General features: G+C 49.7%; 13 protein-coding genes. 1 reads left to right on the top strand and 12 read right to left on the bottom strand.

The features are described from left to right. From tar to flhD, 7 genes are all read right to left on the bottom strand, one after another. Nucleotides 1-1,662, bottom strand: a complete 1,662-nt coding sequence (gene tar / locus ACJHXB_RS14230) for a methyl-accepting chemotaxis protein II (RefSeq protein WP_001469466.1) — start codon at nucleotides 1,660-1,662, stop codon at nucleotides 1-3. A 144-nt stretch (nucleotides 1,663-1,806) separates the two neighbouring features. Further along, nucleotides 1,807-2,310, bottom strand: a complete 504-nt coding sequence (gene cheW / locus ACJHXB_RS14225) for a chemotaxis protein CheW (RefSeq protein ID WP_000147302.1) — start codon at nucleotides 2,308-2,310, stop codon at nucleotides 1,807-1,809. Nucleotides 2,311-2,330: 20 nt separating this feature from the next. After that, nucleotides 2,331-4,295, bottom strand: a complete 1,965-nt coding sequence (cheA, locus tag ACJHXB_RS14220) for a chemotaxis protein CheA (protein WP_001469465.1) — start codon at nucleotides 4,293-4,295, stop codon at nucleotides 2,331-2,333. Between the two features lie 4 nt (nucleotides 4,296-4,299). Next, nucleotides 4,300-5,226, bottom strand: coding sequence for a flagellar motor protein MotB (motB, locus tag ACJHXB_RS14215; protein ID WP_000795635.1), 927 nt, complete (start codon nucleotides 5,224-5,226; stop codon nucleotides 4,300-4,302). Next, complete coding sequence (gene motA / locus ACJHXB_RS14210; RefSeq protein ID WP_000906336.1) at nucleotides 5,223-6,110, bottom strand: flagellar motor stator protein MotA; 888 nt, start codon at nucleotides 6,108-6,110, stop codon at nucleotides 5,223-5,225. The genes motB and motA overlap by 4 nt, the downstream gene beginning before the upstream one ends. 126 nt (nucleotides 6,111-6,236) lie before the next feature. Continuing rightward, nucleotides 6,237-6,815 carry a flagellar transcriptional regulator FlhC gene (flhC, locus tag ACJHXB_RS14205; protein ID WP_001291591.1) on the bottom strand — a complete coding sequence of 193 codons (579 nt, stop codon included), beginning with the start codon at nucleotides 6,813-6,815 and terminating at the stop codon, nucleotides 6,237-6,239. A 2-nt stretch (nucleotides 6,816-6,817) separates the two neighbouring features. Then, nucleotides 6,818-7,168 carry a flagellar transcriptional regulator FlhD gene (gene flhD, locus ACJHXB_RS14200; RefSeq protein WP_001469464.1) on the bottom strand — a complete coding sequence of 117 codons (351 nt, stop codon included), beginning with the start codon at nucleotides 7,166-7,168 and terminating at the stop codon, nucleotides 6,818-6,820. A gap of 780 nt (nucleotides 7,169-7,948) precedes the next feature. Here flhD and uspC point away from each other — a divergent pair. Beyond that, nucleotides 7,949-8,377: a universal stress protein UspC gene (gene uspC, locus ACJHXB_RS14195; protein WP_000122420.1), complete on the top strand. Its 429-nt coding sequence runs from the start codon at nucleotides 7,949-7,951 to the stop codon at nucleotides 8,375-8,377. 6 nt (nucleotides 8,378-8,383) lie between these two features. Here the strand turns inward: uspC and otsA are convergent, their stop codons facing one another. The 5 genes from otsA to araF form a co-directional block, all read right to left on the bottom strand. Then, on the bottom strand, nucleotides 8,384-9,808 hold the full coding sequence (otsA, locus tag ACJHXB_RS14190) for an alpha,alpha-trehalose-phosphate synthase (protein WP_001295646.1): 1,425 nt from the start codon (nucleotides 9,806-9,808) through the stop codon (nucleotides 8,384-8,386). Continuing rightward, the gene (otsB, locus tag ACJHXB_RS14185; protein WP_001469461.1) at nucleotides 9,783-10,583 is read right to left on the bottom strand and encodes a trehalose-phosphatase; all 801 of its coding nucleotides are present in this window, start codon (nucleotides 10,581-10,583) and stop codon (nucleotides 9,783-9,785) included. The genes otsA and otsB overlap by 26 nt, the downstream gene beginning before the upstream one ends. Nucleotides 10,584-10,749: 166 nt before the next feature. Further along, nucleotides 10,750-11,736, bottom strand: a complete 987-nt coding sequence (gene araH, locus ACJHXB_RS14180; RefSeq protein WP_001306740.1) for an arabinose ABC transporter permease AraH — start codon at nucleotides 11,734-11,736, stop codon at nucleotides 10,750-10,752. Between the two features lie 14 nt (nucleotides 11,737-11,750). Next, nucleotides 11,751-13,265, bottom strand: coding sequence for an arabinose ABC transporter ATP-binding protein AraG (gene araG, locus ACJHXB_RS14175; RefSeq protein ID WP_001187819.1), 1,515 nt, complete (start codon nucleotides 13,263-13,265; stop codon nucleotides 11,751-11,753). A 69-nt stretch (nucleotides 13,266-13,334) separates the two neighbouring features. Beyond that, entirely contained in the window at nucleotides 13,335-14,324 is a 990-nt protein-coding gene (araF, locus tag ACJHXB_RS14170; RefSeq protein WP_000548675.1) for an arabinose ABC transporter substrate-binding protein AraF, read from the bottom strand. Nucleotides 14,325-14,991: the final 667 nt, after the last annotated feature.

The raw sequence follows: 14,991 nt of genomic DNA, 5'->3' as shown, positions 1-14,991 counted from the left end.
TCAAAATGTTTCCCAGTTTGGATCTTGTTCAGCAATTCGCAGTCGTGGCTGTGCCGGTGGTTGCTCACTGGCAGGACGGGATGGTGTTTGCGGTTTATTGGTGAGTGGGCTGGCTGCCAGACGAAACGCGGAAACCGCTTGCGTTAAACGACTGGCCTGTTCTTCCAGCGCAGCTGCGGCGGCAGCTGATTCCTGCACCAGCGATGCGTTCTGTTGCGTGACGCGATCCATTTCCGAAACCGCCAATGCGACTTGATCGATGCCACGGCTCTGTTCATCCGATGCCGATGCAATCTCGCCCATAATGTCAGTCACGCGAGTGACAGCATTGACGATATTGTTCATTGTTTCCCCGGCGCTTTCGACCAGCACCGAACCGGTATCAACGCGCGAGACGGAGTCTTCAATGAGGGCTTTGATCTCTTTTGCCGCCTGGGCGCTGCGACTGGCAAGATTACGCACTTCGCCCGCCACCACGGCAAAACCACGGCCCTGTTCACCCGCACGCGCGGCTTCAACAGCGGCATTCAACGCGAGGATATTAGTCTGGAAGGCAATACCGTCGATAACGCTAATAATGTCGGCAATTTTCTTCGAACTATCGGCGATCTCATGCATCGTTTTCACTACGCCATCCACTACTTTGCCGCCATGCTGGGCGGTATCGGAGGCACTTTGCGCCAGTTGCGAGGCCTGGCGGGCGTTATCGGCGTTTTGCTTCACTGTCGCGGTGAGCTGCTCCATGCTGGCGGCAGTTTCTTCCAGCGCAGATGCCTGCTGTTCAGTACGGGAGGAAAGATCGGTGTTGCCCGCCGCAATTTCACGGGTACCGGCATAGATGGCATCTGAACCTTCGCGCACATGAGTGACGGTGTCAGTCAAAGAGCGTTGCATATGTGAAACGCTCTGCGCCAGGTCGCCCATTTCACTGCGCCCGTCAATGGTCAGGGTATTCGCCAGGTTACCACCGGCAATTTCGCGAATATGCGCAATAATTTTTGCCAGCGGTGTAAGCAACATACGGCGAATGCCGTACCACGCCACCAGCAGAATCAATATCACCACCAGCGCGATAACCGCCAGTTGCCACTGGGCAAATCGGTAATCATCTGCGTTGTCAGTGACGATATCGCGATACAGTTTTTCACTGCTGAGGGCGTACTGAGCAAACGCTTCGCCCATTGCATTTTGCATTCCCTGGGTTGGCTGAGCGAAATAAGCTCCAGTATTGCCATAATCAAGATAATCAATCAGTTCAGTTAACGCTGTGTGATAGTTTTTATATTTTTCATCAATATTTCGACTGGTAGCGACCATTTCAGGTAACGGTGCCATGCTTTTGAATTTTTTATAATGCGTCGCTGCCTGGGCCAATGTTTTCCTGGCGCTATCGAGCAATTCAACTTTGGCGTTACTTTGTTGATTGGAGGAATCCATCATCATCCGCACCGCTGAACGACTCAGGTTAATGCGCGTTTGCAGCATTAAATCCCAGGTTGACGTCAGCTCGCCCTGCTGTTCCCGTAATTGATTGGAAACCACAAAGCTCTTCTGGCTATGGTGAAGGGAAGAAAAAAACAGACTGCCGGAAATAAGCTGTAACAGTGCGAATACCCCCAGCACCATTACCAACAGCGTGACTACGCGGATACGGTTAATCATAAGGCACCTTCCTGAAAACAAGTTGATCTCGTTATCGGCAAGGAAGGGGGAAACTTTATTGCTGATGCCACCCGCCGCGAAACTGAAATAAAAAACCCGATGCGCAGATCATCGGGTTCATTGCAATTGAGGAAATCGGGAGAATTACGCCACTTCTGACGCCGCGCTATCTAACAGCGCCATCTCTTCGCTGTTCAGCAGTTTTTCGATGTTCACCAGAATCAACATCCGGTCGCCCAGTGCGCCCAGTCCAGTGAGATATTCTGTTGAAAGCGTCACGGCAAATTCCGGTGCCGGACGAATTTGCTCCGCCGTCAATGAAAGCACGTCTGAAACGCCGTCAACCACGATGCCGACCACCCGCTGTCCGAGATTCAGGACGATAACTACCGTGTTGTCGTTATAGTCCACATCCACCTGGCTGAACTTAATTCGTAAGTCGACAATCGGCACAATAACGCCGCGCAGATTCGTGACGCCTTTGATAAACGCTGGCGTGTTCGCAATCCGTGTTACCTGATCGTAGCCACGGATCTCCTGCACTTTCAGGATATCAATACCGTACTCTTCATCACCAAGGGTAAATACCAGAAATTCCTGGCCTGACGGCTCGCTGGCCAGCTTTGTTACATTCGTCATACCGGTCATATTGTTACCTTTTTACTCATTCAGGCGGCGGTGTTCGCCATACGTTGTTCGCGGTTTATCGCCTGCAAGGCGGAGACATCAACAATCAGTGCCACGCTGCCGTCGCCAAGAATGGTCGCAGCAGAAATGCCGGGGACTTTGCGATAGTTACTTTCCAGGTTTTTAACCACAACCTGGTGTTGACCAATTAATTGATCCACCAGCAAGGCGTAGCGGCGACCGCCACTTTGTAAGATCACCACAATTCCCTGGGTAGCTTCGGTTTTCGCGCCCGCGACGTTGAACACTTTCCACAGTTCGACGATGGGCAGATATTCACCCCGCACTTCCAGCACCCGCTCGCCGCCGGCCAGTGGATGCAGATCGGCTTCACGGGGTTGCAGTGATTCCATGACAGCATTCAGCGGCAGAATGAAAACTTCATCCGCAACGCGTACGGACATGCCGTCGAGGATGGCCAGCGTCAGCGGCAGTAAAATGCGGATCGTAGTGCCAGTACCCTGCTTCGACTGGATTTCGACATGACCGCCCATCTCCTGGATATTACGTTTAACGACGTCCATGCCGACGCCGCGCCCGGAGACGTCGGTGACCTGCTCCGCCGTGGAGAAGCCAGGGGCAAATATCAGCATCGCGACTTCGTCGTCGCTCATGTTTTCGCTGACGGTCAGACCTTGCGAGGCCGCTTTTGCCAGAATTCGCTCACGGTTTAGCCCCGCACCATCGTCGGTCACTTCAATGCAAATGTTGCCGCCCTGATGTTCGGCAGAAAGAATTAAATTTCCGACGCTGTTTTTACCTGCGGCGAGCCGTTTTTCTGGCAGTTCAATACCGTGATCGAGGCTATTGCGTACCAGGTGGGTCAGCGGGTCGATAATGCGTTCTATCAGGCTCTTGTCGAGTTCAGTAGAACTGCCCACCAGCGTCAGTTCTACCTGCTTGCCGAGTTTTCCCGCAAGATCACGCACCAGCCGGGGATAACGGCTAAAGACATATTCCATCGGCATCATACGAATCGACATCACTGATTCCTGCAAATCACGAGCGTTACGTTGTAACTGCCCCATGCTGGTAATCAAATCACCATGATTAACTGGGTCCAGTTCACTGGAACGCTGGGCAAGCATGGACTGGGTGATGACCAGCTCGCCGACGAGGTTAATTAATTGATCAACCTTTTCTACCGCTACACGGATGCTGGTGGATTCACTACTGCGCGTCGTTTTTTCCCGCTCCACGCGACCGGTTGGCGCTTGTTCGGCTGCCAGTTTAAGCACTGGTGGGGGGGATATTTTGGGCGAGACTTCTACTGTTTCAAAGGTAATCTGATCGGCTTCAATCACAAAACAGAGTACCGCTGTGATGTCATCTTCGGCGATGTCGCCCGGTAATATTGCCGAGAGAGAATCCGTCCCTTTCACCACGTCAGTTAACGTTGTCAGATGCCCCAGCTCTTCTTCCAGCAGGTCGACTTCCCCGGCCTTCAGGCGCGAAAGGATAATTCGTCGCGGCAACTGATTGCGGCTCTGCTCATCTTGCGGTTCACTTTTGGCAACCACACTTAATCGGGTCACTGCGGATGGCGTTTCGCCTTTCGCTTCTAATGCCAGTTGACGCAAGGCCTGGCAGATATAATCGAAGCTGGCAGCATCCGGCTCTTGCGACTGTTTATAAGCGTCGAGCTGTTCTTGCATGATGTCCTTCGTTTCCAAAAACAGATTGATAATGTCGGTGTTGAGTTGCATCTCACCTCGTCTGGCTTCGTCGAGCAGGTTTTCCATCAGATGCGTGGTTTCCTGCAAAACGCTGAAGCCAAAGGTTCCTGCCCCTCCTTTGATCGAGTGGGCAGCCCGAAAGATGGCATTCAATTGTTCGGCATCTGGCGCTTCCGGCTGCAAAACCAGCAGATGCTGCTCCATGTCAGCCAACAGTTCGTCCGCTTCATCAAAAAATGTCTGATAAAAATCGCTTATATCCATGCTCACGCTGTCACCTCGGTTCGGCTGATGGCATTGTGGGAACACTGACCTGTGGTGCAACCTCAGGTTCTTCCAGGGCGCTTACTGGCTCATTCTGGCTTTCGGCGTTTTCATGCAAAATGGCCTGTTCGGCTTGTTTGTTCAGTACCAGCAGGCTGATGCGACGGTTGACAGCATCATCAGGACCGCGATCGCTTAAGCGCATCGTTGCCGCCATGCCGACGACACGTAACACTTTGCCGCCATTCAACCCGCCAACCATCAGTTCGCGGCGGGATGCATTGGCCCGATCGGCAGAAAGCTCCCAGTTGCTATATCCTTTCTCACCACTGGCGTAAGGGAAATCATCGGTATGACCCGAAAGGCTAATACGGTTGGGAATACCATTCAGAACGGGCGCGATGGCGCGCAGAATGTCGCGCATATAGGGTTCCACATCGGCACTGCCGGTTCTGAACATCGGGCGATTCTGGCTATCGATGATCTGAATACGTAGACCTTCCTGAACCAGATCGATTTTGAGATGTGGGCGTAACGCCCGCAGTTTCGGATCGGATTCAATCAACTGGTCGAGATCACCCCGCAATTTCCGCAATCGACTTTGCTCCATGCGTTTTTTCAGCTCTTCGATGTTCGGCTGCTTATTCACTTCCCCCTGGCTTTGGGTGTAATCATCACCCCCACCGGGAATTGGGCTTTCACTATTAGAAATGCGATCGCCGCCCGTAACCGCAGTCGCCAGTGGAGTCCGGAAGTACTCCGCAATCTGAATCAACTCTTTTGGGCTGGAGATGGAGATCAGCCACATCACCAGAAAAAAGGCCATCATCGCGGTCATAAAGTCGGCATAAGCAATCTTCCACGATCCATGTGCTGCCCCGTGGCTTTTGGCTTTGCGTCGTTTGACGACAATAATCGGATGCGCTTGATTCTTCATGCTTCCTCGGTTGTCGTCTGTTGTTGCGGATTTTTCACCGCACGCACATGCTCTTCCAGTTCAATAAACGACGGACGTTCGCTGGAATAGAGCGTTTTGCGACCAAACTCAACGGCGATAGGCGGTGCGTAACCGTTCAGATTAGAAAGCAGTGTGACTTTGACGCACTGCATCATTTTGCTGGTTTCGGCGCTTTTCTGACGTAAAACACTCGCTAATGGGGAAATAAATCCGTAAGCCAATAAAATACCGAGGAAAGTCCCCACCATCGCATGTGCGATAAGCGCCCCCAGCTCGGCGGCAGGACGATCGGCTGAACCTAACGCGTGAACGACCCCCATCACAGCCGCGACAATACCAAACGCCGGAAGTGAGTCCCCGACCAGCGCCAGACTGTTCGCCGGGACTTCTGCTTCGCTTTCGTGCGTCTCAATCTCTTCATCCATCAGGGCTTCGATTTCGAAGGTGTTCATGTGACCGCTGATAATCAGACGTAGATAATCGACGATAAAATCAAGCATGACGCTATCCGCAAGGATGCGTGGGTAGCTGGCGAAGATCTCGCTCTCACGGGGATTTTCAATATCACGTTCCAGCGAAAACATCCCCATCTGCCGCGATTTCGCCATCAACCGATAAAGCAGAGCCAGCAGATCCATATACATTGCTTTGGTGTATTTTGAGCGACGAAACAGCAACGGCAGCGCCTTCAGCGTGCCTTTAATCGCTTTGCCATTATTGCCGACGATAAATGACCCAATCCCTGCACCGGCAATAATCACCAGTTCAGCGGGTTGATAGAGTGCTCCAAGGCTTCCACCGGTCATCAAATAACCGCCGAAAACTGTACCGAGAACAACCAGGTAACCTAATAAGATAAGCACGACATCATCCTTCCACTGTTGACCATGACAGGATGTTCAGTCGTCAGGCGTTAACGCGCGATTGGGGCAAAAAAAAGCAGCGGTACGTCGTTACCGCTGCTGGAATGTTGCGCCACACCGTATAAGTTAAACAGCCTGTACTCTCTGTTCATCCAGCAGTTGTGGGATAATATCGGCAGGATTCTGGGAAAGTTTACGTCTTTTTACTGCCCGGGATGGCGGCTGACATAAGCTGCAGGCAAAGCTGCCAACAGGCTGGTGAGCGTGGGTAATAAAATTGCCGCCGCAGCAGTTGCAGCTGGAAAGTTGCAGTAATCCACTTTCAACAAACCGCACCAATGTCCAGGCACGGGTTAATGCCAGCAGCGGTCCGTCTTCTGCTTGCGGGCACTGTTCAAGATATAAACGGTAGGCTTTGATCACCGCATCGACGCCATTACACAAACCGGTTTTCAGTAAAAACTGCCATGCGTTACAGAACATCGAAGCATGAACGTTTTGTTCCCAGGTCATAAACCAGTCGGTTGAGAATGGCAGCATGCCTTTCGGCGGTGGGCTTCCGCGCAGTTCTTTATAGAGTTTTATCAGGCGTCCGCGGCTTAACTGTGTTTCGCTTTCCAGCATCTGCAAACGAGCGCCAAGGGTGATCAATTCCATTGCCAGTTGAATATCCCGCGCTTCCTGAACAATGCTTTTTTCACTCATGATCAGGCCCTTTTTTTGCGCAGCGCTTCTTCAGGCTGATTAACATCATTCAGCAAGCGTGTTGAGAGCATGATGCCGGTATGAATTTGCTGGAGATCGTCAACGCGGGAATCTTGCGTCAACTGAGTAATCGTCTGGTGTCTGTCAAAACGGAAGTGACAAACCAGTTGATTGGTTTCTGCCAGCTTAACCATTTGCGGAAGAGTCAGTGCCGCTAACGTTGTCGCCATTTCTTCATTTATGCCGAGACGAAACATTGCGGACGCTTTGTCCTGAACAATCAGACGCTGTGCAAGTAGTAAATATGACAAGTTGATGTCATAAATGTGTTTCAGCAACTCGGAGGTATGCATTATTCCCACCCAGAATAACCAACTTTATTTTTATGCGGTCTCACCGCACCCCGTGATGTCGCCGGGAAGCCCCGGTAAAAAATAATTAGCATTAGAATAGTTGCGATAAGCTGCAACAGGCAGAGCCCCTTTTTGGGATTTAATAAGTCCTTACAAATAGAAGGGGTTCTTTACACTTATCTAAGATTTTTCCTAAATCGACGCAACTTTACTCGTCACTACACTCACATACAACGGAGGGGGGCTGCGATTTTCAATAATGTGTGATGCAGATCACACAAAACGCTCAATTACTTAACATAAATGTATAAGTCATACTTTTGTTTTGGGTGTATTTCAATCTGTTAAAAAGTTTTTCGCGACGCTAGCAAGCAAAAATGAAACAGGAATAATCGAAATGGGATGTTGCGCACAGTTAAAATAACTCACCGTAAATAATCATCTGCTATAAATAATTGCTTTAATGCAATACCAGATAAGCTATTTTTAAACAGACACTTACCGCACAACAAACTAATTAAATACAAAGAAAGGCAACAATCAACTTAATGTTAATAAAATGTTTTACATATATTAACCACTTGTTTAATATGGAGAATCAGTACATTATTTTCTTATAATTACAGTTGAAATCATATGATCACCAAGAGTGATTGATTAATTGTATTTACTAATAATCACACTAATATTTACCTGTTTGACTGAGTTGGGATTGCGTCGATTCTCCATTAGGAGTAAAGCTTTAATGTCACCTGAAGTTCACAGAATAAGGAACAGGTTATGAGCTATAGCAATATTCTTGTCGCCGTTGCGGTTACACCGGAAAGTCAGCAACTGCTGGCAAAAGCGGTATCTATCGCCAGGCCAGTAAAGGGACACATCAGTTTAATTACTCTCGCTTCCGACCCGGAAATGTACAATCAATTAGCCGCGCCGATGCTTGAAGATTTACGCAGCGTGATGCAGGAAGAAACACAAAGCTTTCTTGATAAGTTAATTCAGGATGCGGGGTATCCCGTTGACGAGACGTTTATTGCCTACGGTGAGTTAAGCGAACATATTCTGGAGGTTTGTCGCAAACATCATTTCGATTTGGTGATTTGCGGTAATCACAATCACAGTTTCTTTTCGCGAGCATCCTGCTCGGCGAAAAGAGTGATTGCCTCATGTGAGGTCGATGTGCTGTTAGTTCCACTTACGGGAGATTAACCGCTCCTACGCAAGCTTTGGAAAGGTAGCAACTTTATCGCGCTGCTGGCTTTCCGCGCTTCGCGGAACTATCTGCTTTAGGTCGCTAATGAAGCACTCCTGCCAGTGGTTAATATCGTTTTTCACGATAACGTCCAGCATCTCTGCATGACGGGAAATACGTTCCGCCAGCGACATAGTCAATGCACGATCCAGCGCAGCTGCAACTTCGTCACGATCGTAGGGGTTAACAATTAACGCCGACGTTAACTCGTTTGCCGCTCCCGCAAATTGCGAAAGAACAAGAACGCCCGGGTTGGCTGGGTCCTGAGCGGCAACATACTCTTTTGCTACCAGGTTCATCCCGTCACGCAGTGGCGTCACTAAGCCCACGTCAGAGTAGCGGAATATTTTCATCAGTAATTTACGGTCAAAATGCTGATTCAAATAATAAAGCGGCGTCCAGCCTAATTGCCCGTATTTACCATTAATTCGTCCAGCTTCATTTTCGAGCTGATGACGAATATCCTGATAGGCTTGCACATCACCACGCGACGTTGGTGCAATCTGGGTATAACGAATTTTACCATGATGCTGCGGATATTTTTCCAGCAACGCTTCATAGGCGAGAAAACGCTCCGGCAAACCTTTGGAATAATCCAGCCGTTCGACAGAAAAGATATTTTGTACGTTTTTCAGTTCCGCTTTAAGTTGCGCCAGTTTTGGCGGCAGTGGTCCGGCAGCCTGTTTCGCTATTTCTTTCGGTTCAATGCCGATCGGGTAAACTTCCGTTCGAAACGCTTTGCCCCACGCCGTATGGCTTTTTGCGCTACGCGTCGTGACGCGGGTCAGGTTAGAAAGGCAATCCAGGAACGCCAGACGATCGTTCTCCGTCTGGAAACCCAGCAAATCATAATCACAAAGCTGTTCAAGCAAGGTATCATATGTCGGCAGCGCGTTGAAGATTTCCGGTGTCGGGAAAGGAATATGCAAAAAGAAACCAATGCGATTATTCACCCCACGTTTGCGTAATTCATGCGCAAAGGGCAACAGGTGATAATCGTGGATCCAGATAATGTCATCGTCTTGCAACAGCGGCAGTAATTTATCTGCCAGCAACGCATTTACGCGTAGATAGCCGTCCCAGGCAGGACGCTGAAATTGCACCAGATCGAGCCGATAATGAAAAGCGGGCCAGAGAACGGCATTGGAGAATTGGTTGTAGTATTCGTCAAGGTCCTGTTCGCTGAGGTTAAAAGAGGCCCACGTAATGTTACCCTTTTTCACCTTTTTTAGCGGCTGATCCTCATTCCCTGTTTCGCCACTCCAGCCAAACCACAGTCCACCTGCGGCTTTCAGTGCCCCCAGAATGCCAACGGCAAGGCCACCGGCACTGGCGGCGTGCTCATCTGGTGGTGCAATCCGGTTAGATACTACGACTAAACGACTCATAGTCATCACTCCTGTTATTTTCTCTTTTTTGTTGTAATGCGGTGGTTATCATTTCAAGCCAGCTCCAGACATCCGGTACGCCCGCCAGTCGCCATGATGCCTGAGTTGCGCCTGTGCCAATTTTTACTGACATTCCGCCCAGCCGGTTAACGACTGCGAAGCCAGATTCATCGGTTAAATCATCGCCCAGAAATACCGGCGTTCGCCCGATAAAGGGAGCTTCCTGCATAAAGGCAGCAATCGCCTCACCTTTACTGGTACCTCTCGGTTTGATCTCGACAACACACTTTCCCTGCTGTAACGCCATTTGTGGCCAGATCTGAGTAATACGTTGCGCTAATGTCACTAATGCGTCTTCATGCTGCGAAGCCTGACGATAATGCAGAGCAAAAGCCATCCCTTTCGTCTCCAGCTCCGCACCGGGATACTGGGCGATGACCGTATGCAGTTGCACGCTAATATCACGCGCAATCGCATCCGGCAGATGAACGATATGCGTTTTACCATTGATGTCACGGCGCTCCGCCCCATGCACGCCCGCTAATGGGAAGCGATAAGGTTTTGCCAGTGCATCAAGCTCCACCATTGAGCGCCCTGATATCAATGCCAATGCACCATCACTTGCGGTTGCCAGTAGCTGAAGTCCTTGCAGAATATTGTCAGGCACGACGACCTGATCGGGATGCGGTTTGATTTCCGCCAGCGTTCCATCGAGATCAAAAAACCAGGCATATTTCGCGGATAGTTCAGGGGTTTCGGTTAACGGTTCTGTCACCCGGTTCTCCTCCTTCTCTTTTCTTATTGTGTTGCGCAGAACGCGCTTTACAGACATGTAAGTATAGACAGTGTGACGGGGGTCGCCATTTGTAACGAAGAACAGCCAACCGTTGTGGCGGCTGGCTGTGGTGGGAAAAAACGCTAAATTGTTGTGGAAAAAAGCATCAAACAGTGCGTTTCGCTTTTTGCTTGTAACGGTCGAAGATCACCGCTGCCAGCAGGATTAAGCCGCGAACCACGTACTGGGCGAAAGGAGAAATATTAAGCAGGTTCATGGCGTTTTCCACGGTGCCTAAAATTAAGATACCCGCCACCACATATGAGATTTTTCCGATGCCGCCTTTCAGAGAAACGCCACCTAAAACGCAGGCGGAGATAACAATCAGCTCATAACCAATCGACGTCATTGGCTGCCCACTGGTCATACGTGAAGCCAGAATAATTCCGGCTATCGCTGATACCAGACCAGAGAGAACAAAGATAATAATTTTGGTGCGAACAACCGGTACACCCGCCAGACGCGCAGCCTCTTCGTTCCCACCAATCGCCAGGGTGTTACGCCCAAAGGTGGTTTTATTCAGCAGCAAACCAAAGACAATCAGACACGCGACGGTAAGCCAGATTGGCGCAGGCAGACCGAACCAGTTGGCGTAACCAAGGGCAAAGAAGCTTTCATCTTCGATACCGACCGCTTTACCGTCTGAAATGATGTACGCCAGACCTCGAACAATCTGCATCGTTGCCAGTGTCGTGATCAGGGCATTTATTTTCAGTTTGGCGATAACAAAGCCATTGACCAGGCCACAGAGAACGCCCAGCAACAAACCCGCTGCCACGCCAATCCACAGGCTTTCAGTCAGGTTGATAACCACCGCCGTGGTGACACCCGCACAGGCAATTACGGAGGCGACAGAAAGGTCAAAGTCACCGGAAGCAAGGCAGAACAACATGCCACAAGCCACCATCCCCGACATGGAAATTGCCAGGCCCAACCCTTTCATATTAATGAAGGTGGCAAAGTTCGGGACAAAAATGGCACAGGCGATAAAAAGGACCGCAAACACCACCAGCATGCCGTACTGATCCCAGATACGCCCGAAGCTGAATGACGACTTAGGTGCGCCAGAACCCGATGTAGAAACAGAAGACATCATACTCTCCTTACTCAGGCAACTGCCTGGCTGACTTTAGGCATCGCAAGGCTCAGTGCCTGACGCTCATCTGCCTGCTCGTGTAACAATTCACCGGCGATTTCACCTTCGCGCATCACCACAATCCGGTCGGCAACGCCGAGGACTTCAGGTAAGTCGCTGGAGGCAAATAGCACCGCCACACCCTGCGCCGCCAGCGCATAAATTACGTTATATATTTCGTGCTTAGCGCCAACATCAATGCCGCGCGTAGGTTCATCCAGCAAAATGACCTTCATCTCTTCCGATAACCAGCGGCCCAGAATGGCTTTTTGCTGATTTCCGCCTGAGAGATTCATGATCAGTTGCTCAGCGCCCGGCGTTTTGATGTTAAGCGAACGAATGTGGTGATCGGCATTGTTTTCTTCCCAACCGTTGTTGATTACACAACCGCCGAGCACATGTTTACGTCTGGCACTGATGTTGATATTGTCGCGAACGGAGTGCACAGGAATAATGCCTTCGGCTTTGCGATCTTCCGGGCAGAGCATCATGCCTGCGGCAATGGCGTGGCTCGGTTTACGAATATCGATCGGCTGTTGGTCGATATAAACCTGACCGGCGGTAATTTGCGTCCCGCCAAACATGCCTTTCATTAATTCGCTACGCCCTGCCCCGACCAGACCAAACAGACCGACAATTTCTCCACTGCGAACCGCCAGACTTATTGGCGTACGCACGCCTGGTGCTTTCACAGCATCAAGACGCAGGCGCTCCTCGCCATAACTACGCGGTTGCCAGCCGTAGATATCGCCGATGTCGCGCCCGACCATCGCCTGCACCAGGGCGTCGTGGTCAACCTGCTGCATATCAGTAAAGGTTTTGACATAACGCCCATCTTTAAAGACGGTGATGGCATCGCTGAGGGCAAATATTTCTTCCATACGGTGAGAAACGTATAAGATCACCCGCCCCTCTTTTCGCAGTTCACGAATAACGCGGAAAAGATTGTCGATTTCACGGGCAGAGAGGGAGCTGGTTGGCTCATCAAATGCGATAATTTTGGCATTACGCGCCAGGGCTTTGGCAATTTCAACCATCTGCCACTGACCAATGGAGAGATATTTCAGCGGCGTGTCCGGGTCAATATCCATACCAAGATGTTTAAGTTGTAAACCCGCCTCATAATTCAGCAATGAGCGATTCACAATGCCGCCTTTATGCGGCAGCTGGCCGAGATAGATGTTTTCCGCGACGGTCATTTCCGGCACGAGATGCAGTTCCTGGTAAATAATCGCCACACCCGCGTTAAGTGCTGCGGTCGTGTCGGAAAAGGACATTTCCTGCCCATTAATCACTACAGAACCCGTGGTTGGCGCATAGTTGCCGCTGAGGATTTTTAAGAGAGTTGATTTTCCTGCGCCATTTTCACCCATCAACGCATGAACCTGACCGGCATAGCAATCAAAACTAATATCCGTCAGCGCCTTAACGCCGGGAAACGTTTTACCGATGCCGCGAAATGAGAGATACGGGGTAGACTGTTGCATAACGTCTCCGTGAATCACTGGTCGTTCACACCCCCTCTGCATCATGCAGAGGGGAATTTTTCCGGCAAATTACTTACCGCCTAAACCTTTTTTCTCCAGTTCTTCTTTAAAGTTGTCACGCGTGATCAATACCACGTCGGTAACTTCGGTAAATTTTGGCGGTTCAACGTCTTTTGCTACCCAGTTGTAAAGCATTTCGCTGGATTTATAGCCATGTACGTCCGGGCTTGGCAGCAGGGAACCGTAGAAGCCGGTTGCCTGTGCCTTAGACAGTTCGCTCACCGCATCCACACCGTTAATACCGATACCGATGATATCGGCCGCTTTAAAGCCCTGACCTTCCGTCGCGCGTACGCCGCCAAGTACGGTGCTGTCGTTCATACCGACGATCAGCCAATGTTTAACTTCCGGATGTTGAACCAGCATTGAGTTGGCAGCGTCAAATGCCCCCGGGATGTCGTTAGATTTGGTAGGTACCTGATAAATTTGTTTTTCCGGGAATCCTGCCGCTTTCAGCGCATCCATAGACCCCGTAGTACGGCGACGAGCCGTATCCAGTTCGTTGGCGGTAATCGCCATCACCGCGCTTTCTTTGACATCCCAGCCCCGTTTCTGCATCTCTTTATACAGTTCCTGGCCCTGACGTTCGCCAATTTTGGTCGCAGCCATCATCACCAGCGGAACGGTATCCATTGGCTTACCTTTGGCGTTAACAAACTGGTCATCCACGGCAATGACTTTCATATCGTAGCCACGCGCTTTCGCCACGATGGCAGAGCCGAGTTTCGGGTCCGGAGTACAAATAACGAAACCTTTCGCGCCACTGGCAGCCAGGCTGTCGATAGCGTTCAATGTTTTTTCGCCATCCGGCACGGCAATCTTAATAACTTCAAACCCTAAATCCTTCCCGGCTTTATCGGCAAACTTCCATTCGGTCTGGAACCACGGCTCTTCCGGTTGCTTCACCAGGAAACCGAGCTTCAGGTTCTCCGCCATAGCGGATTGTGACATAACGGCTGCCAGACCAATGGCTGCCAGGGCTTTAGTAAATTTGTGCATGGTTCTCTCCAGCTTTAGTGTCGTTTTGTGTAGGGCAAAAACGAATGACTTTCGTTAAATTAATCGGAAAACAAAGCATTACCTTTTAACTAAAAGATAAGTGACTGTGTTGACATAGTTTTAGCGAGAAATTAATTCTCCATAGGAGAGCAATATCACATCGCAGAATTACAGTGAGAACGTGCATAAATTTAGCGGGAAAAGACATAAGGGAAAGCCAATTTGTCAGACAAATTGTCGAATGCACAGCAGATTAATCCATAAGATTAGCCTGGAAATCCTTGTTGTCTTTGGTACCCATGCGGGATGTCTTCTTTTTAACCAGTCAACAGGCCGCATTACCTGGCGTTGAGTTTTTGAAATGGTGTAATAACCACAACTCAAAGATGTGGAAAATGCGCGTCATTCATTTCGCCATTAATTATCACTGTGCTCATTAATTAACAGAACACGTATAATGAGAGCCATCTCGCAAAAATGAAAAAACGTTTTATAAAATCATCACTTCATCATGAATTCAAATTCATCGATTAATATCAACAAGATACAAAAAGCACTATCATTAAAATTCATTGCAGTTACATTGATTTCATCAATGAAATGTAAAAATATATAAACTTGATGATTTAAGCATTTTCTTATACCCGCTCAGACGTTATTCTTATTT

This window comes from Escherichia sp. WS3227_2, from assembly GCF_046486495.1.
GTDB classification, from domain to species: domain Bacteria; phylum Pseudomonadota; class Gammaproteobacteria; order Enterobacterales; family Enterobacteriaceae; genus Escherichia; species Escherichia coli.
This window is presented reverse-complemented; position numbering and strand designations above follow the sequence as displayed.